The sequence below is a fragment of the Agromyces cucurbitae genome, from assembly GCF_058349945.1.
Genome location: NZ_JBYRES010000001.1, coordinates 457,848 through 481,878, shown reverse-complemented (window position 1 = coordinate 481,878; position 24,031 = coordinate 457,848). Strand labels below are relative to the sequence as shown.

The following is a 24,031-nucleotide window of genomic DNA, read 5'->3' as shown; positions in this document are numbered from 1 at the left end:
CCGAGGGGAAGTCGGCGACGCGGGCTCAGCGCCCGCCGTTCGCCCCCGCGTTCGCCGCGGCGATGAGCTGCTCGATCTGCTCGTACGACACCGGGATGCCGGGGAACCCCACGAGTCGCCCGATGGGGAACGACGCCATCATCTTCGCCATGCCCTCGTCGGTGAACACGTCGGTGTCGCCCATGCCGTCGGCGAGCGACGCGAGCGCCGCCGCGGCCGCCGGGCCGGCGATCGGGTCGGCCATGACGTCGGCGATCGACGACTCCATCGAGAGCGGCAGGCGCACGGCGTCGCCCTCGATCGCGACGGTACCGGGGAGCCGGATGTCGCGGCTGGACGCCCCGACCTCGACCGTGAGCTCGCCGCCCTCGACGACCCAGCGGTCGACGCGGACGTCCCAGTGCGCGAGGTCGTCGCGACGCACCCGGATCTCGACCTCGCGCGACTCGCCCGCGGCGAGCTCGACCGAGGCGAACCCGGCGAGCGCGCGGGGCGCCCGCTGCACGGCCGACCCGGCGAGGCCCGTGTACACCTGCACGACCTCCCGCCCGTCGCGCGAACCGGTGTTCTCGACCGTCACGCGCACCGCGAGGCCCGCGGCGTCGGCCTCGACCGCGAGCCCCGAGTACGCGAACGTCGTGTACGAGAGGCCATGGCCGAACGGGTACCGCACGGCGGCGTCGCGGGCGTCGTACCACCGGTACCCGACGAAGAGCCCCTCGCCGTAGCGCACGTGGCCGAACTCGCCGGGGAAGTCGAGGAACGCGGGGGTGTCCTCGAGTCGCAGCGGGATCGTCTCGGCGAGCCGGCCCGAGGGGTTCACGACGCCGAAGAGCACGTCGGCGATGCCGCTGCCGCCGGCCTGGCCGCCGAGCCAGCCCTCGAGGATCGCGGGCACGTCGTCGGCGAACGGCAGCTCGACGACCCCGCCGTTGGCGAGCACGACGACTGTATTCGGGTTGGCGTCGACGACGGCCTCGACGAGCGCGAGCTGGCTCGCGGGCAGGCGCAGGTGATCGCGGTCGAAGCCCTCCGACTCGGCGGCGGCCGGGAGGCCGAGGAACAGCACGGCGACGTCCTTCGCCGCGGCGAGCTCGACGGCGTCGGCTGCGAGCGCGGCGTCGGCCGCGGCATCCCGCCCGTCGATCGTGAAGCCGGCCGCGTAGGCGACGTTCGCCGCCCCCGCGGCCTCGGTGATCGCGTCGAGCGCGTTGTCGAGCCGGGTCGGGTTGATGAGCGACGAGCCGGCGCCCTGGTAACGCGGCGTCTCGGCGAACGCGCCGATCACGGCGACGGTCCGCGACGCGTCGAGCGGCAGCAGTCCGCCCTCGTTGCGCAGCAGCACGGCGCCACGGGCGGCGGCCTCTCGGGCGAGGGCGTGGTGCGCGTCGACGTCGTACGAGGCGTCGGCGTCGGCACCGCTGACGGCCTTCTGCGCGAGCTCGATCGCACGGCGAGCCGCGAGGTCGAGCGCCGACTCGGTGAGGCGGCCGTCGCGAACGGCCGCGACGAGCTGGGCGTCGGTGCGGCCGTCGGAGGCGGGCATCTCGAGGTCGAGGCCCGCGGGGAGGCCCGCGACCCGGTCGTTCACGGCGCCCCAGTCGCTGACGACGAGCCCGTCGAAGCCCCAATCGTCGCGCAGCACCTGCGTGAGCAGCCACGGGTCCTCGCTCGCGTAGACGCCGTTGATGCGGTTGTACGAGCACATGACGGTCCAGGGCTGCGCGTCCTCCACGACGCGCTGGAAGCCGCGCAGGTAGATCTCGCGGAGCGGGCGCGGGTCGACGTCGCTCGACGCGCGCATGCGGTCGTGCTCCTGGTTGTTCGCGGCGAAGTGCTTGAGCGACGCGCCGACGCCCTGCGACTGGAGGCCGCGCACGAGGGCGGCGCCGAGCACGCCCGAGACGAGCGGGTCCTCCGAGAGGTACTCGAAGTTGCGGCCGCACAGCGGCGAGCGCTTGATGTTGATGCCCGGGCCGAGCAGCACCCCGACGCCCTCTGCGCGCGCCTCCTCGCCGAGCGCCCGGCCGACGCGCTCGAGCAGCTCGGGGTCGAAGGTCGAGCCGAGCGCGACGGCCGGCGGGAAGCACGTCGCCGGCACGCTGTCGCCGATGCCGAGGTGGTCGGCGCTGCCGCGCTGGAGGCGGACCCCGTGCGGGCCGTCGGTGAGCACGACCGACGGGATGCCGACGCGGTCGACGGCCTTGGTGGTCCAGAAGCTCGCGCCGCTCGTGAGCGACGCCTTCTCCTCGAGGGTGAGCTCGGCCACGAGCTCGGCGGCGTCACGCTGGGCGAAGTCCGCGACGTCGACGCTGGTCGATTCGTTCTGCAGGGTGTCGGTCATGCTGCTCCTTCGTCGAGAGGGGTTCCGGTGGTCGGCGCGATGCGCGCGCCCGAGGCATCCGCCATCACTTCACCGCCTTGATCGGCCAGACGGCGAACGCGCCGAGCACCGACAGCACGATGCCGACGGGGAAGAGCGCGGCGAAGCCGAACGCGAGCACGATCGCGCTCGCGACGCCCGGGGCGAGCGTCTGCGGCAGGGTGGCGGCGATGTTCACGACGCCGAGGTCCTTCGCGAACGACTTCGCCGACGGCAGCACCTCGCTCATGAGCGCGGTGTCGACCGCCTGGAACATGCCGAAGCCGAGGCCCGAGACGAACGTGAAGACCATCCACGCGGTGAGGTCGGGCCAGACCCACGGCACGACGAGGGCGATGCCCGTGACGATCGACGAGGCGAAGACGAACGGCTTGCGTCGGCCGACACGGTCGGAAAGTGGCCCGGACACGACGGTCGAGAGCAGGATGCCGACGAGGCTGATGAGGCCGAGCATCGGGATGACGTCGCCCGGCTTCTCGATGCCGAAGTAGTCGGTGAGCAGGAAGAACTGGTAGCCGGTCACCGCGAAGTAGCCGGTGTAGAGCAGCAGGCGACCCGTGAACGCCCAGAAGAAGTCGGGGTGCTCGACCGGGTTGACCCAGAACGTGCGCAGGAAGTCGCCGAGCTTGAACGGCTCGGGCTCGAGGTCCTTCGACGAGTGGTCGGGGTTGAACACGACGAAGAGGGTCAGGATGACGAGCGAGAAGACCGCGAACGTCAGGTACCCCGCCGCGATCGAGCCGAGGAAGAACGACCCGGCGATCTGGCCGCCGAGGGCGCCCACCATGAGACCCACGCCCGAGAGGGCGGCGAAGGTGCCGCGACGCGCGAGCGGCACCCGGTCGGGCATCACCGCGCTGAGCGGGCCCTGCGCGAAGTTGTAGGTGATCTGCACGAGGGTCCAGGCGATCACGACCCCGACGAGCGAGTCGGCGAAGGCGAGGCCGACGAGGGCGAGGCCGCCGGCGAGCGAGCCGAGCACGATCCAGGGGGCGCGACGACCGAATCGCGAGCGGGTGCGGTCGGAGAGCTGCCCGGCGATCGGCTGGGCGATCATCGAGAAGAACGCGCCGATCGTCATGACGACGGCGAGGTTCGCGACCTTGTCGGCCTCGCCGAACTGCTCGGTGATCTGGGCGGGCAGCAGGATGCCGGGAACGGCGCCCCAGATGAGGAAGATGCCGAGGTTCGCGGGGATGATCCAGCCGAGCAGTCGCCGCACGCCGGTGCGCGGCGCGGGCGGATCCTGGTTGCCCGCAGCGTCTTCGATGAAGGCGACCGCGTCGTCGGGGTCGCCGGTGGGCTGGTCGGTGGCGCGTTCAGGGGTTGACGCCGTCGTCATGTCGAATCCTTCTCGAGCGGTCTCGCCGATGAGACCGAGTGCGAAAACCATACGTTGCTTGGTTTTGAATTTCAAGCGTCGTTCGAGGGCCGCGACGGACGATTACCATGCAGGTATGGCACGCAGGGGTTCGTACGCGAAGGGCGTGGCGAAGCGCGAGGAGATCCTCACGACCGCGCTCGACGTCATCGCCCGCAACGGCTACCGCGGCGCGAGCGTGCGCGAACTCGCCGACGCGGTCGGCCTCAGCCAGGCCGGCCTGCTGCACTACTTCTCCTCGAAGGAGGAGCTCTTCCAGGAGATTCTCCGCAAGCGCGACGAGGTCGACAGCCGGTCGTTCGAGGGCGAGGGCGAGCAGCAGATCGACGGCTTCTTCGCGATCATCCGGCACAACGCCGACGTGCCGGGTCTCGTGCGGCTCTATGCGCAGCTCTCGACCGAGGCCGGCGACCCCGACCATCCCGCGCGCGAGTTCTTCATCGAGCGGTACGTGCAGTTCCGCCGGCTGTTCTCCGACCTCATCCGCGACGAGCAGGCGGCCGGCCGGGTGCCGTCCGACATCGACCCCGACCTCACCGCCAACCTCTTCCTCGCAGCCGCCGACGGGCTGCAGACCCAGTGGCTGCTCGACCCCTCGATCGACATGGTCGAGAACGTCGCGTACCTCTGGCAGCTCGTGACGCGGCGCGGCTGACCGGATGCCGCGGCAGAGCCTCGTCTCCGGCGACGTGCGCCGGCACAACCTCTCGCTCGTGCTCGCGCATGTGGCCCTGGCGGGCCCCAGCGCGCGCAGCGAGATCGCCGCGGCGACGGGCCTCACCCGGGGCGCCGTGACCGCGCTCGTCGCCTCGCTCGCCGAAGCCGGCGTGCTCCGCGAGCAGGAACCCGAGCCCGGCGGCGCCGGGCGGCCGGTCGTGCGCCTCGAGCTCGACGCGCCCGACGTGGCGATCGTGGTCGCCCAGGTCGACGCCGACACGGCGAGCGCGATCGTCGCGAACCTCGCCGGCGACGAGCTGCGGCGCTTCTCGCGTCAGCACGGTCGCCCCATGGGCGACCCCGAGCGGGTGCTCGACGTGCTCGCGGAGGTCGTCGCGGCGGCACTCGGCGCGGCGCACGGGCTCGGCCGGCGGGCCGCCGAGCTCTCGGTCGTGATGTTCGCCCCCGTCGGCGGCGACCCCGCGGTCGTGCTCGCCGACACCGACCTGGCGTGGGGAACCGTCGACGTCGTCGGCGGGTTGCGCGAGCGTCTGCCCACGCTCGGCGCCGACGGCGGGGCGACCTCGGTCACACTCGTCTCCGACGCCTGGCTGGCCGCCCTCGCCGAGCGGACGCTCCTGCCCGGCGTCGACTCGATGCTGTACCTCAAGAGCAACTCGGGCATCGGCGGCGCCATCGTCTCGAGCGGGCTCGTGCTCGAGGGCGCCCACGGCGTGGGCGGCGCGCTCGGCCACCTGCCGGTGGTGCCCGACGGCGCGCGCTGCGAGTGCGGCCAGGTGGGATGCCTCGTGACGGTCGCCGGCCCCGACGTGCTGATCGAGCGGGCCGGCCTGACGGCGCTCGTCGCCGAGCACGGCCTCGCCGCAACGCTCGACGAGCTCTCCGCGCGAATCCTCGCCGGCGAGCCCCGCGCCGCTCTGGCCTGGCGCGAAGCCCTGCCCTGGATCGCGCGGACCCTGCAGATCCTCGCGCTCGCGACCGACCCCGAGGCGGTGGTCATCGGCGGATACTGGGCGGCGCACACCGGCGACATCGAGGCGGCCTTCCGCGAGAACCGGCCGTCGATCGCCTGGAGCGACACGACGCTCGACGCGCCGAAGGCCCCCGCCGTGCTGGCGGGCCGCCTCGGCCCCGACGCCGCGCTGCTCGGCGCCGCATGGGCGGCGCGCGACCGGCTGTTCGCCGACCCGCTTCGCCTGCTCGCCCACTGATCCCGGTTCGACGCCCGGGAGCCCGACGAACCGCGATTAGTTCAACGGTTGAATTCGGCCGGGCGATTGTGCATACTCATTGCCGAGCGCCGTTCGGCTTTGGCGTGCGCCCGCCCCCACCCCATCCCGCCCAGTCCCCTGCTCGGCGTCTCGACGAAGAGGAGCCACCGTGTCCGTCCAGCCCCCCGGCGACCCCGCCACCGAACTCGCCCCCACCGGGGTGATCACCGCCACCGAGCCGATGCCGGGCGACCCGCCCGCGAGCCCCCCGCCCACGTGGCGCACGCTGCCCGGCCTGCTCACCACCGGCCTCGTGCTCTTCGGCATCTACGGCGGCATCGGCGCGATCCTGCTGCCGATGCAGGTCGCGATCATCGACGACGCGAACAAGGTGCAGAACCTCGCGATCGTCTCGACCGTGTCGTTCGTGTTCACCCTGTTCGCCCAGCCCATCGTCGGCGCGATCAGCGACCGCACCCGATCCCGTCTCGGGCGCCGCGCCCCGTGGATGGTGGGCGGCGCCCTCATCGGCGGCGTGCTGCTGCTCGGCATGGGCTTCCTCGACTCGGTGTTCTGGGTCGCCGTCTTCTGGGTCGTCATCCAGGTGTCGCTCAACGCCGTGCAGGGCCCGCTCTCGGCCATCACGCCCGATCGCTTCCCGCGCGACAAGCGCGGCGGCGCGAGCGCGATGTTCGGCATCGGCACCCAGGTGGGCATGACCCTCGGCATCATGGCCGCCGGCGTCTTCGCCGAGACGATGAACCTCGGCCTCGGCTACGCGTCGTTCGGCGTCGCGATCATCGTCGTGACCGTGGTCTTCGTCGTCGTCGACCGGGACTGGTCGTCGAAGGCGGCCGCCGTCGAACCGTGGAGCTGGAAGCGGTTCCTCGCCGGCTTCTGGGTGAACCCGAGGCAGTACCCCGACTTCGCCTGGGCCTTCACGGCACGCTTCGCGCTCATGCTCGGCTACTTCGTCGTCGTCGCGATGTCGTTCTACATGCTCACCGACTACATCGGCATGTCGCTCGCCGAGGCCAGCTCGGCGACGGTCATGCTGACGCTCGTCTCGCTCGTGCCGACGCTCGCCGCCATCGCCCTCTCGGGCTGGTGGAGCGACCGGATCGGCAAGCGCAAGGTGTTCATCTACGTGTCGTCGGCGATCATGGCGGCCGGGTTCATCGCGCCGATCCTCATGCCCGACATGACCGGCATGATCATCCTCAACGTCGTCAACGGCATCGGCTTCGGCCTCTACATGTCCGTCGACGCCGCGCTCATGACCGAAGTGCTGCCCGGCGGCGGAACGGCCGCCGCGAAGGATCTCGGCATCCTCAACATCGCGACCAACGTGCCGCAGGCGATGAGCGCCGCGATCGCGGGCATCATCATCACCTCGTTCGGCGGCTACGCCGGACTGTTCGTCTTCGGTATCGTCCTGACGGTGATCGCGGCGATCACGACGGCGCCGATCAAGAGCGTGCGTTAGGAGCACCCATGCCCGACACCACCATCACCGACTTCGTCGAGGTCGACACCCTCGCCGGCCGTGTGCGCGGCCGGTGGCGCCCGACCGTCCGCCACGCGGGCGACGCCACGGGCGGCCGCGGCGCCGAACGCTCGGCGGCATTCCTCGGCATCCCCTTCGCCGAGGCGCCCGTCGGCGAGCTGCGCTTCGCCGCACCGGTGCCGAAGGCCCCGTGGGAGGGCCTGCGCGACGCGCTCGAGTTCGCGCCGACCGCCCAGCGCGGCGACCCCGGCGTGACGCTCATCCCCGAGCCCTCGATCGCGGGCGACTCGACGCTCAACGTGAACGTCTTCACACCGTCGCCCGAGCGTCCTGCCGAGGGTGACGGGGGGCTGCCCGTGCTCGTCTGGATCCACGGCGGCGGCTACTTCGCGGGCTCGCCCGCGAGCCCTTGGTACGACGGGCGCAACTTCAACCGCGACGGTGTCGTGACCGTCACGATCTCGTACCGGCTCGGCTTCGACGGCTTCGGCTGGATCGAGGACGCGCCGTCGAACCGCGGGGTCCGCGACTGGCTGCTCGCCCTCGAATGGGTGCAGCAGAACATCGCCGCGTTCGGCGGCGACCCGTCGCGCGTGACGATCGCGGGCCAGTCGGCGGGCGGCGGCGCGGTGCTCACCCTCCTCGGCATGGAGGCGGCGCAGCACCTGTTCCACGGCGTCTACGCGATCTCTGGCGCGACGGCCGACGTCACGCCCGAGCGCGCCGAGGCGCTCGGGCGCAGGGTCGCCGGCGAGCTCGGCGTCGAGCCGACCCTCGCCGGCTTCCGCTCCGTGAGCGAGGAGCGCCTGATCGAGGTGCAGCAGGCGGCGACCGCGCTCGAGGGCCCCGATGCCATGAACGACCTGCTCGAGTTCGGGTTGCAACTCGGCCCGACGATCGACGGCGACCTGCTGCGCCGTTCGACCGTCGACTCGTTCGCCGCGGGCGTCGGCGCCGGCAAGCCGCTCGTGCTCGGAGCGACCGACGACGAGTTCGCGATGGCACTCCTGGACGCGCCCAAGATCCTGCGTTTCGTGCCGAAGACGGCGCTCCTGAAGAAGTCGGGGCTCTCGAAGCCGGTGGCCCGCGACTACCTCGCCGCGAACCGAGAGGTGTCGAAGCTCGGCAACGCGCGCCTGCTCGGCCGCCTCGTGACCGACCGCATGTTCAAGGTGCCCCTGCTGAGGGCCGTCGCCGCCCGAGCGGCCTCGGGCGAGGCATCCACCTGGCTCTACCGCTTCTCGTGGCCGTCGGGCACCTTCGGCTTCGCCGAGCACTGCCTCGACGTGCCGTTCTTCTTCGACTGCCTCGACGGCCCCGCGATGGTGCCGCTCGCCGGGCCGAATCCGCCGCAGGCGCTCGCCGACGAACTGCACGCCGCCGCGATCGCGTTCATCGCGTCGGGCGAGCCGGGCGACGGCTGGCCGGCGTTCACGGATGCCTCGCGCGCGACCCGCGTCTACGACACCCCGTCGCGCGTCGCCGACGACGGCTACGCGAGCGTGCGCCCGCTGCTCTGAGCGCGAGCCGTGGCCCGGCGCCTCGGTTCGTGCTGCAGCGCCACTCTGACACTGATGCCGAATCGGCATCAGTGTCAGAGTCCCCGCAGAGATCCCCGCCGCCGGGGCCGGATGCGGGCACGTTCGATGCCGGGCGCACCCCGGTCGTCCGAAATGACCCCCGAACGGGGTACGTGACCGGATACCGCGACCCGGAGCATGCTTGCGAACATGACCGCGGCCGGCGAATCCCCCGTTCCCACCACGACCGGCCCGCTCGACGAGGTGCACCGCGCGCAGTCGGCCAGGCTGCTCGAGCACCTCGTCGAACACGGGCCCGCGACCCGATCGGAGCTCGCGTCGGCGACGGGGCTCGGCCGCGGCACGATCGCGGGACTCACCTCGCGCCTGCTCGACTCCGGGGTGCTGCGCCCGGGCGAGATCGGCGATGCCGCCGACGGACGGGCGGCACCGCTCGCACTCGCCGCCGCCGACCACGCCCTCGTCACCGCCCTGCTCGGCACCGACGAGGCGATCGCGACGGTCGCCTCGCTCGACGGCACCGAGCTCGCCCGGTTCACCGAGCCGCTCACGATCGAGGCCGACCCGCTCGAGCTGCTCTCGACGGTGCTCGCGAGGGCGATCGGGCGCGCGCAGCGCGCGAAGCATCCGATCGCCGAGATCACCGTGCTGACGGGCGGCGCCGTCGTGGGGCGGCCGCAGATCGTCGTCGCCGACCCGCGCCTCGGCGCGGAACCCCTCGACCTGCTCGGCGTGCTGCGCGGATACGCGCCCGCGTTCGCCGAGGCCGAAGCCGCGCTCGCGCTGCCGGTCTCGCTGCGACCTGCGGCCTCCGCGGCGGCGGCGGCCGAGCACGCCGCCCTGCCCGGCATCGGCGACGTGCTCTACATCGTCGGCGACGACGCCCTCGCCGCCGCCGCGATCTCGGGCGGGCGAGCGCTGGCCGGCGGGCACGGCCTCGCCGCGAGCTTCGCGCACCTGCCCGTCGTGCCCGGCGGGGTGCGCTGCGAGTGCGGGCAGCAGGGATGCCTCGTCACCGTCGCCGCCCCCGAGCGCATCGTCGAACGCGCGGGGCTCGCCGACCTCGCGGCCGAACAGGGCCAGCTCGCGGCGCTCGGCGAACTCGTCGAGCGGGTGCAGGCGGCCGACGACCGCGCCCGGTGGTCATGGCTCGATGCCGCGCATTGGATCGGCCGGGCGCTGCAGCTCGTGGTGCCGACACTCGACCCGACCGTCGTCGTGGTCGGCGGTCACTGGGGGCGGCTCATCGGCGACATCGACGCGGCGTTCCGGGCCAACCGCCCCACCCTCGGCAGCGGGGCGCTCGAGGCCATCCCGACGCTCGCGCCGAGCCGGGTCGGCGGCGACGCCGCCCTCATCGGCGCCCGGCGACAGGCGCGCGAACGCCTCGTCGCCGAGCCGATGCTGCTCGCCGGCTGACGCGGGCGGTCACCACCCGCGGTTCAGCGCGCGGGTCTGCGGAACCGGCTCTGGATGCCCCAGCCGGTCACGCGCAGCATCGCCTCGACGACGATGCCGGCGCTCATCTTCGATCGCCCGCGCTCGCGCTCGACGAACGTCACGGGCACCTCGACGACCGTGAGCCCGGCCTCGCGCGCGTGCCAGAGCATGTCGACCTGGAACCCGTAGCCGCGCGTGTGCACGTCCTCGAGGCGGATACGCCGCAGCGCGTCGGCGCGGAACGCCCGGTATCCGGCGGTCGCGTCGCGCGTCGGCAGCCGCAGCACCCAGCGGGCGTAGGCGCTGCCGCCGCGCGAGAGCAGCTGCCGGCGCCTGGGCCAGTTCTCGATCGCCCCGCCGGGGATCCAGCGCGACCCGATCACGAGGTCGACCGGTTCGCCCGCCGGGTCGGTGCCGGCGAGCGCGGCGAGCATCGACGGCAGCTGCTCGGGCTGGTGGGAGCCGTCGGCGTCGAGCTGCACGACGGGGTCGAAGCCGTGCTCGAGCGCCCAGTCGAACGCCGCGAGGTAGGCGGCGCCGAGGCCCTCCTTGCCCTTGCGGTGCAGCACCTGCACGGCGGGGTCGGCGGCGGCGAGCTCGTCGGCCAGCACGCCCGTGCCGTCGGGCGAGGCGTCGTCGACCACCAGCACCGAGGCATCGGGAACCGCCGCGCGCACCCGCGCCACGATCGGGGCGAGGTTCTCACGTTCGTTGTACGTGGGGATCACCACGAGCGGTCGGGACATCCCCAGAATCGTAACCGCTCACGCGGGTCGCGACCCGCCGCGGCTCAGCGCACCCCCGCCATGAGCCTCAGCACCCCGCGGCTGCCGACCGCGAGCGCGGCGCCGAGCACGATCGCGATGCCCCCGAGCACGCCGAAGTAGGTCACCTGGTTGACGACCGTGTAGAACTCGGCGAGCAGCCCCGCGATCGACGTGCCGAGCGCGATCGAGAGGAAGAACAGCGCGACCATCTGCGTGTGGAACCGCTGCGGCGCGAGCTTCGTCGTGACCGAGAGCCCCACGGGCGACAGCAGCAGCTCGGCGACCGTGAACACGAACAGGATGAGCACCATCCAGAGCAGCGGCGTCGACCCGGCCCCGCCGCCCGCGAACGGCAGGAACAGCAGGAACGCGAGCCCCATGATCATCGTGCCGAGTGCGAACTTCACGGGCGTCGACGGCTGGCGGTCGCCGAGCTTCGTCCAGATGGCGGCGAACACGCCCGACAGGATGATGATGAAGATCGGGTTGATCGACTGCACCCACGAGACCGGCATCTCCCAGCCGAAGAGGTCGCGGTTCAGCTGCTCGTCGGAGTAGATCGTGAGCACGGTGAACTGCTGCTGGTAGAGCGACCAGAACGCGACGCTCGCGATGAAGAGCGGGATGAAGGCGAACACCCGGCTGCGCTCGGTCGCCGAGAGGTGCTTGCTCGCGAGGATCACGATGAAGTACGCGACCGCCGCGGCGATCGTGCCGCCGATGACCCAGTTCACGAGGTTGGTCGCGTTGACGATCCCCGTGAGCACGAGCACCGCGATGAGGATGACGGCCGCGACGGCGATGCCGATCACGAGCCCGATGCGGTCGCGGGGCAGCGGGTTCGGCACCACGGATGCCTCGGCCGGCAGCTTCTTGCGGCCGAAGGAGTACTGGATGAGCCCGAAGGCCATGCCGGCCGCGGCGAGTCCGAAGCCCCAGTGGAAGCCGAGCGTGGTCTGCGCGAGACCCGTGAGGATGGGCCCCAGGAACGCGCCGAGGTTGATGCCGAGGTAGAAGATCGAGAAGCCCGCGTCGCGACGCGGGTCGTGCTCGTCGTAGAGGGTGCCGACGACGCTCGTGGCATTCGCCTTGAGCCCGCCCGAGCCGAACGCGACGAGCACGAGTCCGACGCCCACGCCCCAGAACCCGGGCAGGAAGGCGAGCGCGAGATGGCCCGCCATGATGACGCTGGCACTGTAGAACAGCACCCGCTCGCTGCCGAGCAGGCGATCGGCGATCCACGCGCCGAGGATGGTCGAGAGGTAGACCGTGCCGCCGTAGGCGCCGACGATGCCGGCCGCGGCGGTCTGGTCCATGCCGAGCCCGCCGTCGGCGACCGAGTAGTAGAGGTAGAGCAGCAGGATGCCCTGCATGCCGTAGAAGCTGAACCGCTCCCACATCTCGACGCCGAAGATGTGGATGAGCGGGCGCGGCTGCCCGAAGAATCCGTGGTCGCCCCGAGTGTCGCGCTCGCCCCCGCCGGTCACACCCGGCTCAGGCGGTCCGTACTCCCCCGGGGCAGGTTCGGTGACACTGCCCATGCGGGCCACCCTACTCCCCGGCCCTTTTCCAGTGGGTTGAGGAGCGAGCGCAGCGAGCGTCTCGAAACCCACCCGGGGGGTTCTCCCCCGTGCGGCGAGCGCGGCCGCGTGCCAGCATCGAACGGGGGCGGGGAGACGCCGTGCCCCGAGGGGACAGCATGACGATCACCACCCGCACCATCCGGGCCGCCGCACTCGCCGGCGCGGTCGCCGCGACCGCGCTGCTCGCCGGGTGCGCCTGGCTGCAACCGCTCGAGCGGTTCAGCGACGAGGCCTCGTTCGACGAGCCCGTGCAGGCGATCGAGATCGACGAACCAGACGGCGCGGTGACCGTCGAGGCCGGCTCGGGTGCCGGCGCCGTCTCGGTCGAGCGAACCGTGTCGTACCGCGGCGAGCGCCCGACGCGCGAGACCGTCGAGGTGCGCGACGCGGTGCTCGTGCTCGGCGGGTGCGGCCGCAACTGCTCGGTCGAGTACGAGGTGACGGTGCCGGAGGCCGTCGAGGTGCGCGGCTCGACGTCGAACGGTCGGATCGAGCTCACCGGCGTGACCGATGTCGACGTCGAGACGAGCAACGGGCGCATCGTGCTCGACGACGTGACCGGAACCGTCGACGCGCGCACGAGCAACGGGCGCATCGAGGGGCAGGAACTCACGGGCACGGGCATTCGCGCCGTGACCTCGAACGGCGCGATCGACCTCCGGCTCGGAGCGCCGCAGGACGTCGAGGCGCGCACGTCGAACGGCGCGATCGACCTCGCCGTGCCGACCGACGGTGCCACCTACCGCGTCGAGGCCGGCACCTCGAACGGCTCCGTCGACGTCGACATCGACGACCTCGCCGACGGCGAGTTCCTGCTCGACCTCTCGACCTCGAACGGAGCCATCCGCGTCGTCGGCCGGTGACGCCGGCCGGAGCCGGTTGCGTCTTGCCCCGGCGTGCGGCCTGCGGCATCCTGAGCAGACCCGGCGACCCGCCGGCCGAACCCGGAGGTCGCGTGGACGGCTCAGAGCACGACGAACGGCGCCGACGACTGGAGCGCGTCGTCTACGGGGCGGATGCCTCGCCCGAGGAGCGGGCGGCCGCCGAGGCGGAACTGCGCGAACTCTCGGATGCCGCGGCGAGCGCCGTGCCGGTCGTCGGCGCGATCGCTGCCGTCGCCGAGCAACCCGGCCACGGCGAGGCCGTCGCGCCGCGGTCCGGCGTGGACGCACCGACCGCAGGCTCCTCGCGCGTCGTGCGCTGGGCCATCGGCGCCGGGGCGGTCGCGCTCGTGATCGGCGTCGTGGCCGGCGTAGCGCTCGGCACGCAGGTCTCGGGGCTTGCGACCGCCGAGCCGAACTCACCGAGCGCCATCCACGCCGACGGAGCGACCATGCCCGGCTCCACGGTCTCGGTCGATCGGGGAACGGGGAGCATCACGGCCGGCTCCTCGCAGCAGGGCACGCCCGTGGAGCACACGCCGGCGTACGCCGTGTTCGAGCGGGAACCGGCCGCGACCGACACTGTCGGGGCCGAGATCATCACGGGGATGGAGCTCGATCCGGCGAGCCCACGTCTTCTGGTGACGCGCTCCGACGGGGTCGCATCGTTCGCGGCCACGAAGGGCGACGGCGCCGAGCTCTGCCTCGTCGTGACGGTGAAGGACAGCGGCGCGGGGGCGACCTGCACCGACGACGGACTGCTGCCGCCCGACGGCCTGCTGCTCGACGTCGGCATGGAGACCATGCCGCCGATCACGGCCTCGCTGCGCGTCGACGGAACGGCGGGGCTCAGCTTCGCCGAACAGCCGCCCGCCGGGTGACGGACAGCGCGTGACGCGCCGCTAGCATTTCCCCATGCTCGACACGCTGCGCACGGCCGGCCGCATCCTCGCGGCCACGTGGCCGCGGCTGCTGGCGTGGTATCTCGCCGGGTGGCTCGCCCGGTACCTGATCCTCGAGCTCGCGGGCACGATCGGCGTGAACTCGACGCTCGGCGCGTTCCTGGTGCTGCCGCTCGCCGCGCTCGCCCGGCTCGTGAGCTTCATCGCGATGTTCCTCACGATGCGCGACGCGATGCCGAACTACTCGAGCCTCACGGGTGCGCAGCGGCCGCAGTTCATGAGCTCGGTGCTCGCCGCCATCCTGCCGTTCTTCCTCTTCTACGCCGCCTGGGGCTTCCTGCAGGACGACGTCGTGGCCTACCAGCTGAGCGCCCTCGGCAAGGTGAACTGGTTCACCGACTCGGTCGGCACGGGCGAGATCGACACGCTCGCGGTCGACGTCGTGACGATCGCCGTCGTCGTCGTGACGTACGCCGCACGCTGGCTCATCAAGCGCAACCGCGAGCGGCTGCCGAAGTGGACGGCCCTCGTCGCCGCCTATTGCGAGGCCGTGTGGGTGTTCTTCACGCTGTTCCTCATCGGCGACCTGATCGGCTTCGTGACCGACTGGATGAACTCGCGCGCGGCCGTGCACTGGTGGGACGACTTCACCGCGGCGGTGAGCGGTGTGTTCTCGTGGCTCGACCCGCTGCAGCAGGGCATCGGCTGGGTGCTCGACCAGCTCGGCGGGCTGCTGCTCGAGCCGCTCGCGTGGCTCGCGATCGCCGGCGTCGTGTTCGGCCAGGCGCTCGGGTCGGTGACGTACGGCCGCCTCCGCGCCCTCGAGCGTCCGCTCGAACGGGCACGGGCCCGCTACGCGAAGCTGCCCGAGTGGTCACGCCGCCGCCTCGCCGACGTGGGCGAGACGTCCATCAGCCGCTGGAAGACCATCACCGACGCGCTCCTGCTGATCTGGCGGGCGGGCGCGGTGCCGATGAGCCTGTATGTGCTCGCATACTCGATCGTGCTCGCGGGCGAACGGTGGCTCGTGCACGCACTCGGCCCGATCGTCGGGCCGCAGGAGAAGCTGATCTGGTACTTCATCGACACGCCGATCGCGGTCGTCGTCGACACGCTCTTCCAGCCGCTGCTGTTCGTGCTCGTCGCCGCGGCGTACGACTTCTGCTTGGCCTCGATCTCGAGCGGCACTCGCGCGAACGAGGGCAACTCCGAGTCGACCGCGACCGTGAGCGAGACGTCGCCCGTATCCTCGGGCACCATGAATGGCAGCTCGACGACGTAGGGCTGGGACTGCTCCGAGTCGCACAAGGTCGTGGTGCCGGGGCTCGCATCCCAGTAGCCGGCGAACGCGTCGTCGTCGAACGTGCGGCCGGTCGCCGGCTCGACGAGCTCGATCGTGCAGCCGATGCCCGCATCGCCGGTCGGCGTCACCTCGAGCTGCGCGACGACGAGCTGCATGCCCTCGGGCAGCGGCGTGCTCGCCTGCTCGGGTCGGCCGCGGGCCGCGTCGACGACGCGCCACTCGGCCGCACCGAATGCGAACTGCTCGTCGGGCGACTCGTCGACCGCGACGCTCGGCCGTTCGGAGAACAACTGCATCCATCCGTTCCAGCTCGTGATCGCGACGGTCGCCGGCAGCAGCACGACGAGCGCGCCGAGTCCGAGGGCATTGCGGCGCCACCAGCCGCGGCGCGGGGCGTTCACGGAGCCTCCAGGGTCGGGGAGGGCAGGCTGACGGATGCCGCGACCTCACCCGTCTCGAACGTCAACGGCACGACGAGCACCGTGTCGCCGCGCAGGTCGACCGGCCCGGCCTTCGAGCCTGGCCCGAGCCGCAGCTCGGCCTCGGCGGGCACCTCGGGCAGCTCGAACACGAGCGGCGCGTGCGTGTCGACGCCGATCGCGAGCGACCGGTCCGCGAGGGTGCCGTCGACCCGGTCGGTCGGCGAGTACTCGACCCCGCCGACGACGAGCCGGCTGCCGGTCACCGACGCGGTGCCGCTCGTCTCGTCGAGCACGGCGCGGGCCGAGGCATCCACGACGACCCAGACGCCGCCCGTGCCGATCTCGATGCCGTCGTCGACCACCGTCGCCGCCGCCGTCGCGCCGTGCACGGTCGCGGCGAGGTTGCGGCCGACGGCCTCGTCGCCGACGGCGGCCTCGACGGGCAGCGGGTCGAGCCAGTCGTGCTCCGACGGGGCGGTCTCGGTCACGACCCACGCCGCGACGAGCGCCGCCGTCGCGAGACCGGCGGTGAGGATGCCGCGCCGCGCGGTCATCGCCCCGCCTCGGCGTGGGTCGTCGCGAGCGCGTCGAACCGGTCGGCGGGCGCCTCGGTCTCGGCCGGCGCCTCGGCGACTGCGATCGGGCCGGCCGCGACGAGCACGGGATCCTCGAACCCGCCACCGGCCGTGATCGTCTTGCCCTCGACGTAGCTGCGGTCGTAGACGCGGACGCCGACCGTCGCATCGGCCGAGCCCGCCGCGGGCGCGTCGTCCGCCCGGAGCTTCCACACCCAGCCGACCGTGCGCGGCACGCCGTGCTGCAGCACCGGGTCGGCGCGCACATCGTCGACGTCGTACACGGCGATCGGAGCGGCATCGATGCCCCGCAGCCGCAGGACCTCGGCGAAGTCGCCCGAGCTCGCAGGCGTCGTCCACACGTTCTCGACATCGGCGGTCACGGTCACGTAGCGCATGCCCGGTTCCGCCTCGAGGTAGAGCCCGGGCACCGCGTCGGCGACCGTCGCACCCGTCACGGTGATGTCGAGTTGGGTGCCCGCGATCGGCTCGCCCGGCTCGACCTTCGCGATGGGCGGCTCGGGCGCATCGGCCATTCCGCCGAAGGCGGCGGAGGCGCCGAGCAGCACGACGACGAAGCCGGTCGCGAGCCAACTGGTGGGCACCCGGTCGAACGTGGCGCGCAGTCGGCCCCGGCGCGCCGAACTGCGCGCCGCGGCCCGCTGCTCACGGCGCGACGGCGCCGGCTCGCGATGCGACTTGGTCGGCTCGTCGGCGTCGCCGCCGCCCGCGCCGCCCTTGCCCGCGCCGCCCGCGCCGCCCTCAGGATCAGCCATTGCGCCCGTCGCGCCACGCGAGCCAGCGCTTCGCCGGCTCGAGGTCGTAGTCGGGCCCGTCGACCCCGAGCGTGAACAGTCGCACGCCGGCGTCGTACAGGGCGTCGGCGTGCTCGACGTCGGCCCCGTGGCGGCTCAGCTCGTTCGAGACCGTGATCTCCGAGACATCCCGGCCGACCTCGTCGCCCCAGCGGCGCAGCACGTCGAGCTTGTGCGCGATCTGGTCGGGTGCGACGAACGAGTGCCAGATGTCGGCGTGCTTCGCCACGAGCTTCAACGTCTTCTGCTCGCCCTGGCCGCCGATCATCACCGGGATGCGCCGAGTCGGCGCCGGGTTGAGCTTCGCCCAGCGGGCCTCGATGCGCGGCAGCGCCTCACCGAGCGCGTTGAGGCGCGACCCGCGAGTGCCGAACTCGTAGCCGTACTCGTCGTAATCGCGCTCGAACCAGCCCGCGCCCGTGCCGAACACGAAGCGGCCGACGCCCGTGCCCTTCGCCGAGATGTGGTCGAGCGTGCGGGCCATGTCGGCCTGCAGGTCGGCGTTGCGGTACGAGTTGCAGTTGACGAGCGTGCCGAACTCGATGCGCTCGGTCTGCTCGGCCCAGGCGCCGAGCATCGTCCACGCCTCGAAGTGCAGGCCGTCGCGGTCGCCGTGCAGGGGGAAGAAGTGGTCCCAGTTGAAGACGAGGTCGGCGCCGAGGTCTTCGAGCCGCAGCACCGCGTCGCGGATGGACTCGTAGCGGGCGTGCTGGGGCTGCAGCTGCACGCCGAGGCGCACACGATCGTCGTAGGGCATGCGCACAGCCTATGGCGAGTGCGGGCGGTCCTCCGACCGCCCGCCGTCACGGGATGACCACCTCGACGCTCAGCGTGTCGGCCGACTGCCCGTAGTCCTGCACGTCGGCGTCGAGCACGAGGGTCGTGCCCGGCTCCAGCGACTCGAGCGCGTACTCGATGGACGGCAGGTCGGCGGAGATGCCGTCGGCGTCGGTGCGCTGGTACTCCCACTCCTCGTCGTCGACGAGGACGAGCGCGACGGGGTAGATCCAGGCGTCGGGGTCGGGCGACATCGCACCATAGGTGCCCGATTCGTCGACCACGTAGAAGTCCTCCTCGACGACCGACCCGTCGGCGTCGATGATGATCGACAGCAGGGCGTCCTGGGCCTCGTCGTCGCCCGGGGCGACGTACTCGAGCGGCACGTCGACCGTGCGGTAACCCGTCTCGGGGTCGGTCGTGATGTCCTGGTAGACGGCCATCTCGCCGTCGCCGTCGCTCAGCGTCAGGTAGGTCAGGTCGTACTGCGCCGTCACCGATGCCTCGCCGTCGCCCACGGTGAGCGGCGCGGGCATCTCGGCGACGTAGACGACGTCGTCGCCGTCGCGGTAGCCGACCGACACGGTCGAGCTGATGACCGCCGCGGCCGCCGCCGGAGGCAGGTACGCCGTGAAGGTGACGCCGTCGTCGTCGAACGTCACCTCGCTCGCGTCGTCGCCCGCCTCGAACTGCGCCCGCACGTCGTCGGCGAGGCTGCTGCCGCTGTCGAAGAACGCCGAGAGCGCATCGGGCCAGGCGGGCACGTTCCGCAGGGTGTAGTAGTCGTCCGAGAAGTACTCCTCGACCTCGGGGAAGTAGATCGAGAGCCCCGACGCGGCGTCGGTCGCGGGACCCGTCGTCTCGTCGAGCACGAGCGCCTCGAGCGACCGCGTGACCGCGTCGGCGGCGGCCGCCACCTCTGGCCCGCCCGTCTCGGCGAGGCTCTGCGCGTAGCCGCCGAGGTCGATCTGGTTCGTCGCGAGCTCGGGGTCGGGATTGCGGCCGAACTCGAGCACGTCGGACTGCGCGGTCGCCATCTCGGGCCCGAGTCCGTCGGGGTCGGCCTCGTAGACGGCGGCCAGCTCGGTGACGGCCTCCTGCACGCCGGCGACCTGGCCGAGGTCGAGCATCGCGAGCGTGATGTCGGCGCCCGTGTCCCACTCCTCGGCCTGCTCGGCGTAGCCCTCGATGAACGCCGAGCCCAGCTCGGTCGGCGTCGTCGCGGGTTCGTCGGCGAGCACCGAGAGCTCGCCGTAGTTCCAGCCGTGGCCGGGCTCGAGCTCCTGCGAGCCGACCATGATGCCGGCGTGCTGCGACATGACGCTCGCGACCTCGTAGGTCGACATGAGGCACGCGTCGAAGCCCATGAAGTCGAGCTCGTCGATGCCGGCGCGGTCGAGTCCGTCGGTGAGGGCGACGTCCATCTCGTCGAGGTCGAGGATGTCGTAGCCGTCGGTCTCGTCGGGCCCCATGCCCGGCCATCCGGCTCCGTGGTCCCAGAGCACGAGGCCGTACCGGTCGGCCGGGAAGCGCGTCGCCGTGTCGGCGACGAAGTCGGCGAGCGTGTCGGGGTCGCCCATGTTGAGCTCACCGGGCTCGTCGACGATCGCGAGGTGGTCCTGCTGCACCTGGAACGCGACCGTGTCCTCGAAGTCGGCGAGGTCGACGGCCGGATCGGTCGTGTAGTCCGCGCTGCGGTCGACGAGCGCGACGATGTTGACCTCGTCGGTCGAGCCGACCGAGGCCATCTCGGCGACGTCGTCGAGGGCGTACGGCTCGAGGTTCGTGTCGCCGATCATGTAGACCATGAACGTCCAGCTCTTGTGCTCGCCCTCGCCCTGGGCTGCTGGCCCGGTCGCGACCGTCGCCGGCGACGACGACGAGTTGTAGAGCAGTGCGACGACGACGACGAACACCCCGAAGATCGCTGCCAGGATTCCCCACCACACCTTTGGCACCATGTCCCCCATCGTCGCGATCGATGGGGGACGACCTCAAGGGCGCCGGGCTGATTTCACGCGAATCGCACGACGCCCCCGCGGGTCACTCCTTGAGGTCGAGCATGGGCGTCGGGCGGCGGAATCCCTTCGTCGCGATCGCGAGGATGATCACGCCGACGACGAGCCAGAGGCCGCCGATGAGGAACGTGAGCGGCGACAGGCTCGTCCAGAGCCAGACCGTCAGGCCGAAGCCGATGAGCGGCAGGATCAGGTTGCGCACGACGCCCCAGCCCGCGCGCTCCCCGCGGTCGAAGTAGTAGTGCTTGATGACCGCGAGGTTGACGACCGAGAACGCGATGAGCGCGCCGAAGCTGATCATGCTCGCGAGCGTGCCGAGGTCGATCCAGATCGCGAGCAGCGACACCACCGACACCACGACGATCGCCACGTGCGGCGTGCCGAAGCGCTTGTTGAGGTGCCCGAAGACCGACCGCGGCAGCACGCCGTCGCGGCCCATCGCGAACAGGATGCGGGCGACCGACGCCTGCGACGTGAGCGCCGAGCCGAACGCACCGGCCACGAACCCGGCGATGAAGAGGGGCGTCAGCCATTGACCGCCGACCGCGGCCACGACGTCGAACGCCGCGGTGTCGGCCGAGCCGAAGGCGTTCGACGGGAATCCGATCTGCGCGCAGTACGCGAGCAGGATGAAGAGCAGGCCCGCGCCGATGGTCGTGATCATGATGGCCCGGGGCACGGTGCGGGTCGAGTCCTTCGCCTCCTCGGAGAGGGTCGACACCGCGTCGAAGCCGAGGAACGAGAGGCAGAGGATCGCGGCGCCCGCGAACAGCGGCGCGAAGCCCTCGACCGTGCCGTCGCCCGTGAACGGGGCCATGAGGTCGACGTCGCTGCCGCCGGCGGCGGCGAAGACGAGTGCCACGAACACGACGATGAAGATCACCTGCACGGCGATGATCACGAAGTTCGCGCGCGCGACCGAGATGATGCCGATGAGGTTCAGCACCGTCACGATGACGATCGAGAGCACGATCCACACCCAGGGCGGCACTGCCGGGAACGACGTGTTGAGGTAGAGCCCCAGCACGAGGTAGTTGATCATCGGCAGGAACAGGTAGTCGAGCAGCAGCGCCCACCCGGCCATGAACCCGACCGCACCGCCGAAGCTGCGCTGCGCGTACACGTAGGCCGAGCCCGCGTACGGATAGGCGATCGCCATGCGCGCGTACGAGCGGGCCGTGAACACCATCACGACGAGCGTGATGACGTACGACGCCGCCACGCGGCCGCCCGTGATCTCGGTGACGATGCCGTAGGTGGTGAACACGGTCAGCGGCACCATGTAGGCGAGGCCGAAGAGCGTCAGCGACGGTACGCCGAGCACGCGCCGGAAGCGGCCCTCGGTGACCTGGGCGGTCGCCGAGGTGGGTGAGATGAGCGGCTCGGGGCCGGGCGACTGGGACATGGGTGGGGGATCCTTTCGTGGGCGTCGCTACGTTGCGGCGCGGTATCGGGGGCTTCCTGCGAGATAGGTGGCGCGGATGGGGAGGTCGGGCAGTTCGCCCGGGTGCAGTTCGCGCGGGTCGCGCGCGAACTGCACGAGGTCGGCGCTCGCGCCCGGTTCGATGCGGCCCCATGGTGCGGATGCCTCGGCCGAGGCATCCCCGAACGCCTGGTACGCGACCGCGGCCGAGTACGAGTCGAGGGCACGGGCGATGGGGAGGATCTCGTCGGGTGTCCAGCCGCCGGCGGGCACGCCGTCGGCGGTCTGCCGGGAGGCGGCGATCGCGAGCCCGTCGAGCGGGGCGCCCGAGCTCACGGGCCAGTCGGAGCCGAACGAGAGCACGGCGCCCGACTCGTCGATCGAGTGCATGCGGTACTGGCGGTCGGCGCGCTCCTGCCCGAGGCGGGGCACGGTCAGCACGGTCATGAGCGGGTCGAGCTGCGCCCACAGCGGCTGCATGCAGGCCGTCACGCCGAGCTCGGCGAAGCGCGCCAGGTCGGCGTCGTCGACGAGCTGCGCGTGGGCGATCACCGGCCGGCGGTCGCGCGGGCCGTTGGCGTCGATCGCGCGTTCGATGGCGTCGAGCGCCTGCCGCACCGCGGCGTCGCCGATCGCGTGGATGTGCACCTGGAAGCCCGCCGCGTCGACGGCGCGCACGGCGTCGTCGAGGTCGCGGCCCTGCCACACCGACATGCCGTGCTTGTGCAGGGCGGAGCAGTACGGTTCGAGGAGGGCCCCCGTCTCCGACTCGATGACGCCGTCGGCGAAGAACTTCACCGTGTTCGCGGTGAGCAGGGGCGACGAGAGCGCCTCGACCCGGCGGCGCGAGTCGAGCATCCGCGGCAGCTGCACGGCGAAGCGGCGCGGGTCGGCGTAGAGCGCGAGGTTGAACCGCACGGGCAGCAGCTCGTGCTCGGCCGCATCGAGGTAGCTGTCGACGTCGCCGGGCTCGACCCAGGCGTCCTGCACCCAGGTGACCCCGTGCGAGAGGTAGTACTCCCCGGCGCGCTGGAGGGCTCGGCGGCGCTCGTCGGCGGGCCGCGGCGGTGCGACGTCGAGCACGAGGTCGACGGCGCCCCACTCGCGCAGGGTGCCGAGCGGGCTGCCGTCGGCGCGGCGGGTGATCTCGCCGAGCTCGGGGTCGGGCGTCGAGGCGTCGATGCCGGCGAGCTCGAGCGCCTTCGAGTTGACCCAGATCGTGTGGTAGTCGTAGGCGCGCAGCACGACGGGTCGATCGGCGACGACGGCGTCGAGCCAACGGGCGTCGAACAGGCCCTCCTCGACGAGGGCGGGGTCGTAGGAGGCCCCGAAGATCCACTCGGCGTCGGGGTGGGCGGCGGCGTAGTCGGCGACGGCGTCGACGATCGCCTCGACCGACCGGCAGTCGCGCACCGCGGGACCCTCGGCCTCGAGGCCGCCGAACAGCGGATGCGCGTGCCCGTCGCCGAACGACGGCATGAGGAAGCCGCCCTCGAGGTCGACCCCCTCGACCGGTGCCCCGCTCGCGCGCGCGGCGTCGGCCGCGGCATCCGCCTCATCGTCGAGCGCGACGACGAGGCCGTCGCGGACGAGCAGCGAGCGCGACGCGGCCGTGCCGGCTCCGCGCCAGATGGTTCCGCCGAAGAAATGGGTCGTGGTCATGCACCGTTGCTTTCCGTCGATCGCGGCATCCGTGGAAGCCGCCCGCCATACGAACACTGTTCATACGAACACTGTTCGTACCGAGTGCTGAGAGGTTACACTCTCCGCAGGGCAGACGGAAGTGGCGGGCGTGAACATGTCGACGGTGAATCGCGAACAGCTCGTGCGCGTCGCGCTCGAGATCGTCGACGAGCAGGGCAGCGACGCGCTCACGATGCGCACGCTCGCCGGCCGCGTGCACCGGCAGGTCTCGTCGCTCTACAACCACGTCGGCAGCCGCGACGAGCTCATCGAGCTCGTGCGCGCGCGCATCGTGCGCGACATCGACACCTCCGCCTTCGCCGAGCACCCGTGGGACGTCGCCCTCGAGGCGTGGGCCCGCTCGTACCTGCGCGTGTTCGCCGCGCACCCCAACCTCATCCGGGTGCTCGCAACGACGCCCATCCGCGACGTCTCGACCTTCGAGATCTACGACGTCGTCATCGGCGCGCTCATCGAGGCCGGCTGGCCGCTGCACGACGCGGTCGCCGTGATGCGCACCGTCGAGGCGCACGTGCTCGGCTCGGCGCTCGACATCGTCGCCCCGAGCGACATGCTCGACCAGGCCTCGGTGCCGGCCGAGCTCGAGATGGTTCACGCCGCACTCGACCCCCGGTACGAGGAGTCGACGAGCGCGACGGCCGCGTTCGAGATCGGCATCGCCGCGCTGCTCGACGGCCTGCGGGCGCGTCGGGCGGCCGCGGTTCCCGCCCGCTGACCTCG

19 protein-coding genes are annotated in these 24,031 nt (G+C 72.0%); 9 read left to right on the top strand and 10 right to left on the bottom strand.

Going from position 1 to position 24,031, the window contains the following annotated elements:
• Positions 1-25: 25 nt before the first annotated feature.
• Both AC3RJ6_RS02325 and AC3RJ6_RS02320 read right to left on the bottom strand, forming a co-directional pair.
• Complete coding sequence (locus tag AC3RJ6_RS02325; RefSeq protein WP_491425258.1) at positions 26-2,344, bottom strand: glycoside hydrolase family 3 C-terminal domain-containing protein; 2,319 nt, start codon at positions 2,342-2,344, stop codon at positions 26-28.
• Positions 2,345-2,408: 64 nt separating this feature from the next.
• Positions 2,409-3,725, bottom strand: a complete 1,317-nt coding sequence (locus AC3RJ6_RS02320) for an MFS transporter (RefSeq protein ID WP_491425257.1) — start codon at positions 3,723-3,725, stop codon at positions 2,409-2,411.
• A 115-nt stretch (positions 3,726-3,840) separates the two neighbouring features.
• Between AC3RJ6_RS02320 and AC3RJ6_RS02315 the strand changes: the two genes are divergently transcribed.
• The 5 genes from AC3RJ6_RS02315 to AC3RJ6_RS02295 all read left to right on the top strand — a co-directional run bounded on the left by AC3RJ6_RS02315 (position 3,841) and on the right by AC3RJ6_RS02295 (position 10,120).
• Entirely contained in the window at positions 3,841-4,419 is a 579-nt protein-coding gene (locus AC3RJ6_RS02315; RefSeq protein ID WP_491425256.1) for a TetR/AcrR family transcriptional regulator, read from the top strand.
• A 4-nt stretch (positions 4,420-4,423) separates the two neighbouring features.
• Positions 4,424-5,653 (top strand): ROK family transcriptional regulator, encoded by a 1,230-nt coding sequence (locus AC3RJ6_RS02310; RefSeq protein WP_491425255.1) that lies wholly within the window; start codon positions 4,424-4,426, stop codon positions 5,651-5,653.
• Positions 5,654-5,822: 169 nt separating this feature from the next.
• On the top strand, positions 5,823-7,139 hold the full coding sequence (locus AC3RJ6_RS02305) for an MFS transporter (RefSeq protein ID WP_491425254.1): 1,317 nt from the start codon (positions 5,823-5,825) through the stop codon (positions 7,137-7,139).
• A gap of 8 nt (positions 7,140-7,147) precedes the next feature.
• Entirely contained in the window at positions 7,148-8,680 is a 1,533-nt protein-coding gene (locus AC3RJ6_RS02300) for a carboxylesterase/lipase family protein (protein WP_491425253.1), read from the top strand.
• A gap of 210 nt (positions 8,681-8,890) precedes the next feature.
• Entirely contained in the window at positions 8,891-10,120 is a 1,230-nt protein-coding gene (locus AC3RJ6_RS02295) for an ROK family protein (protein WP_491425251.1), read from the top strand.
• Positions 10,121-10,143: 23 nt separating this feature from the next.
• Here AC3RJ6_RS02295 and AC3RJ6_RS02290 read toward each other — a convergent pair whose 3' ends face one another.
• Positions 10,144-10,887, bottom strand: a complete 744-nt coding sequence (locus tag AC3RJ6_RS02290) for a polyprenol monophosphomannose synthase (RefSeq protein WP_491425250.1) — start codon at positions 10,885-10,887, stop codon at positions 10,144-10,146.
• A 44-nt stretch (positions 10,888-10,931) separates the two neighbouring features.
• Complete coding sequence (locus AC3RJ6_RS02285) at positions 10,932-12,449, bottom strand: peptide MFS transporter (RefSeq protein WP_491425248.1); 1,518 nt, start codon at positions 12,447-12,449, stop codon at positions 10,932-10,934.
• Positions 12,450-12,607: 158 nt separating this feature from the next.
• Here AC3RJ6_RS02285 and AC3RJ6_RS02280 point away from each other — a divergent pair, with 158 nt between their 5' ends.
• From AC3RJ6_RS02280 to AC3RJ6_RS02270, 3 genes are all read left to right on the top strand, one after another.
• Entirely contained in the window at positions 12,608-13,354 is a 747-nt protein-coding gene (locus tag AC3RJ6_RS02280) for a DUF4097 family beta strand repeat-containing protein (RefSeq protein WP_491425247.1), read from the top strand.
• 92 nt (positions 13,355-13,446) lie between these two features.
• A complete protein-coding gene (locus AC3RJ6_RS02275) occupies positions 13,447-14,253 on the top strand; it encodes a hypothetical protein (protein ID WP_491425246.1) in 807 nt (268 codons plus the stop codon).
• A 34-nt stretch (positions 14,254-14,287) separates the two neighbouring features.
• Positions 14,288-15,556 (top strand): hypothetical protein, encoded by a 1,269-nt coding sequence (locus AC3RJ6_RS02270; protein WP_491425245.1) that lies wholly within the window; start codon positions 14,288-14,290, stop codon positions 15,554-15,556.
• Between the two features lie 418 nt (positions 15,557-15,974).
• Here the strand turns inward: AC3RJ6_RS02270 and AC3RJ6_RS02265 are convergent, their stop codons facing one another.
• The 6 genes from AC3RJ6_RS02265 to AC3RJ6_RS02240 form a co-directional block, all read right to left on the bottom strand.
• Positions 15,975-16,553, bottom strand: a complete 579-nt coding sequence (locus AC3RJ6_RS02265; RefSeq protein WP_491425244.1) for a hypothetical protein — start codon at positions 16,551-16,553, stop codon at positions 15,975-15,977.
• Positions 16,550-17,350, bottom strand: coding sequence for a hypothetical protein (locus AC3RJ6_RS02260; protein ID WP_491425243.1), 801 nt, complete (start codon positions 17,348-17,350; stop codon positions 16,550-16,552). Before AC3RJ6_RS02260 ends, AC3RJ6_RS02265 begins: the two co-directional genes overlap by 4 nt.
• The gene (locus AC3RJ6_RS02255; protein WP_491425242.1) at positions 17,343-18,146 is read right to left on the bottom strand and encodes an LLM class F420-dependent oxidoreductase; all 804 of its coding nucleotides are present in this window, start codon (positions 18,144-18,146) and stop codon (positions 17,343-17,345) included. The genes AC3RJ6_RS02260 and AC3RJ6_RS02255 overlap by 8 nt, the downstream gene beginning before the upstream one ends.
• Before the next feature lie 46 nt (positions 18,147-18,192).
• Positions 18,193-20,127: a clostripain-related cysteine peptidase gene (locus AC3RJ6_RS02250; protein WP_491425241.1), complete on the bottom strand. Its 1,935-nt coding sequence runs from the start codon at positions 20,125-20,127 to the stop codon at positions 18,193-18,195.
• Positions 20,128-20,209: 82 nt separating this feature from the next.
• Complete coding sequence (locus tag AC3RJ6_RS02245) at positions 20,210-21,589, bottom strand: APC family permease (protein ID WP_491425240.1); 1,380 nt, start codon at positions 21,587-21,589, stop codon at positions 20,210-20,212.
• 27 nt (positions 21,590-21,616) lie between these two features.
• Positions 21,617-23,269: an amidohydrolase gene (locus tag AC3RJ6_RS02240; protein WP_491425239.1), complete on the bottom strand. Its 1,653-nt coding sequence runs from the start codon at positions 23,267-23,269 to the stop codon at positions 21,617-21,619.
• 145 nt (positions 23,270-23,414) lie between these two features.
• Between AC3RJ6_RS02240 and AC3RJ6_RS02235 the strand changes: the two genes are divergently transcribed.
• Positions 23,415-24,026 (top strand): TetR/AcrR family transcriptional regulator C-terminal domain-containing protein, encoded by a 612-nt coding sequence (locus tag AC3RJ6_RS02235; protein WP_491425238.1) that lies wholly within the window; start codon positions 23,415-23,417, stop codon positions 24,024-24,026.
• Positions 24,027-24,031 lie beyond the last annotated feature (5 nt).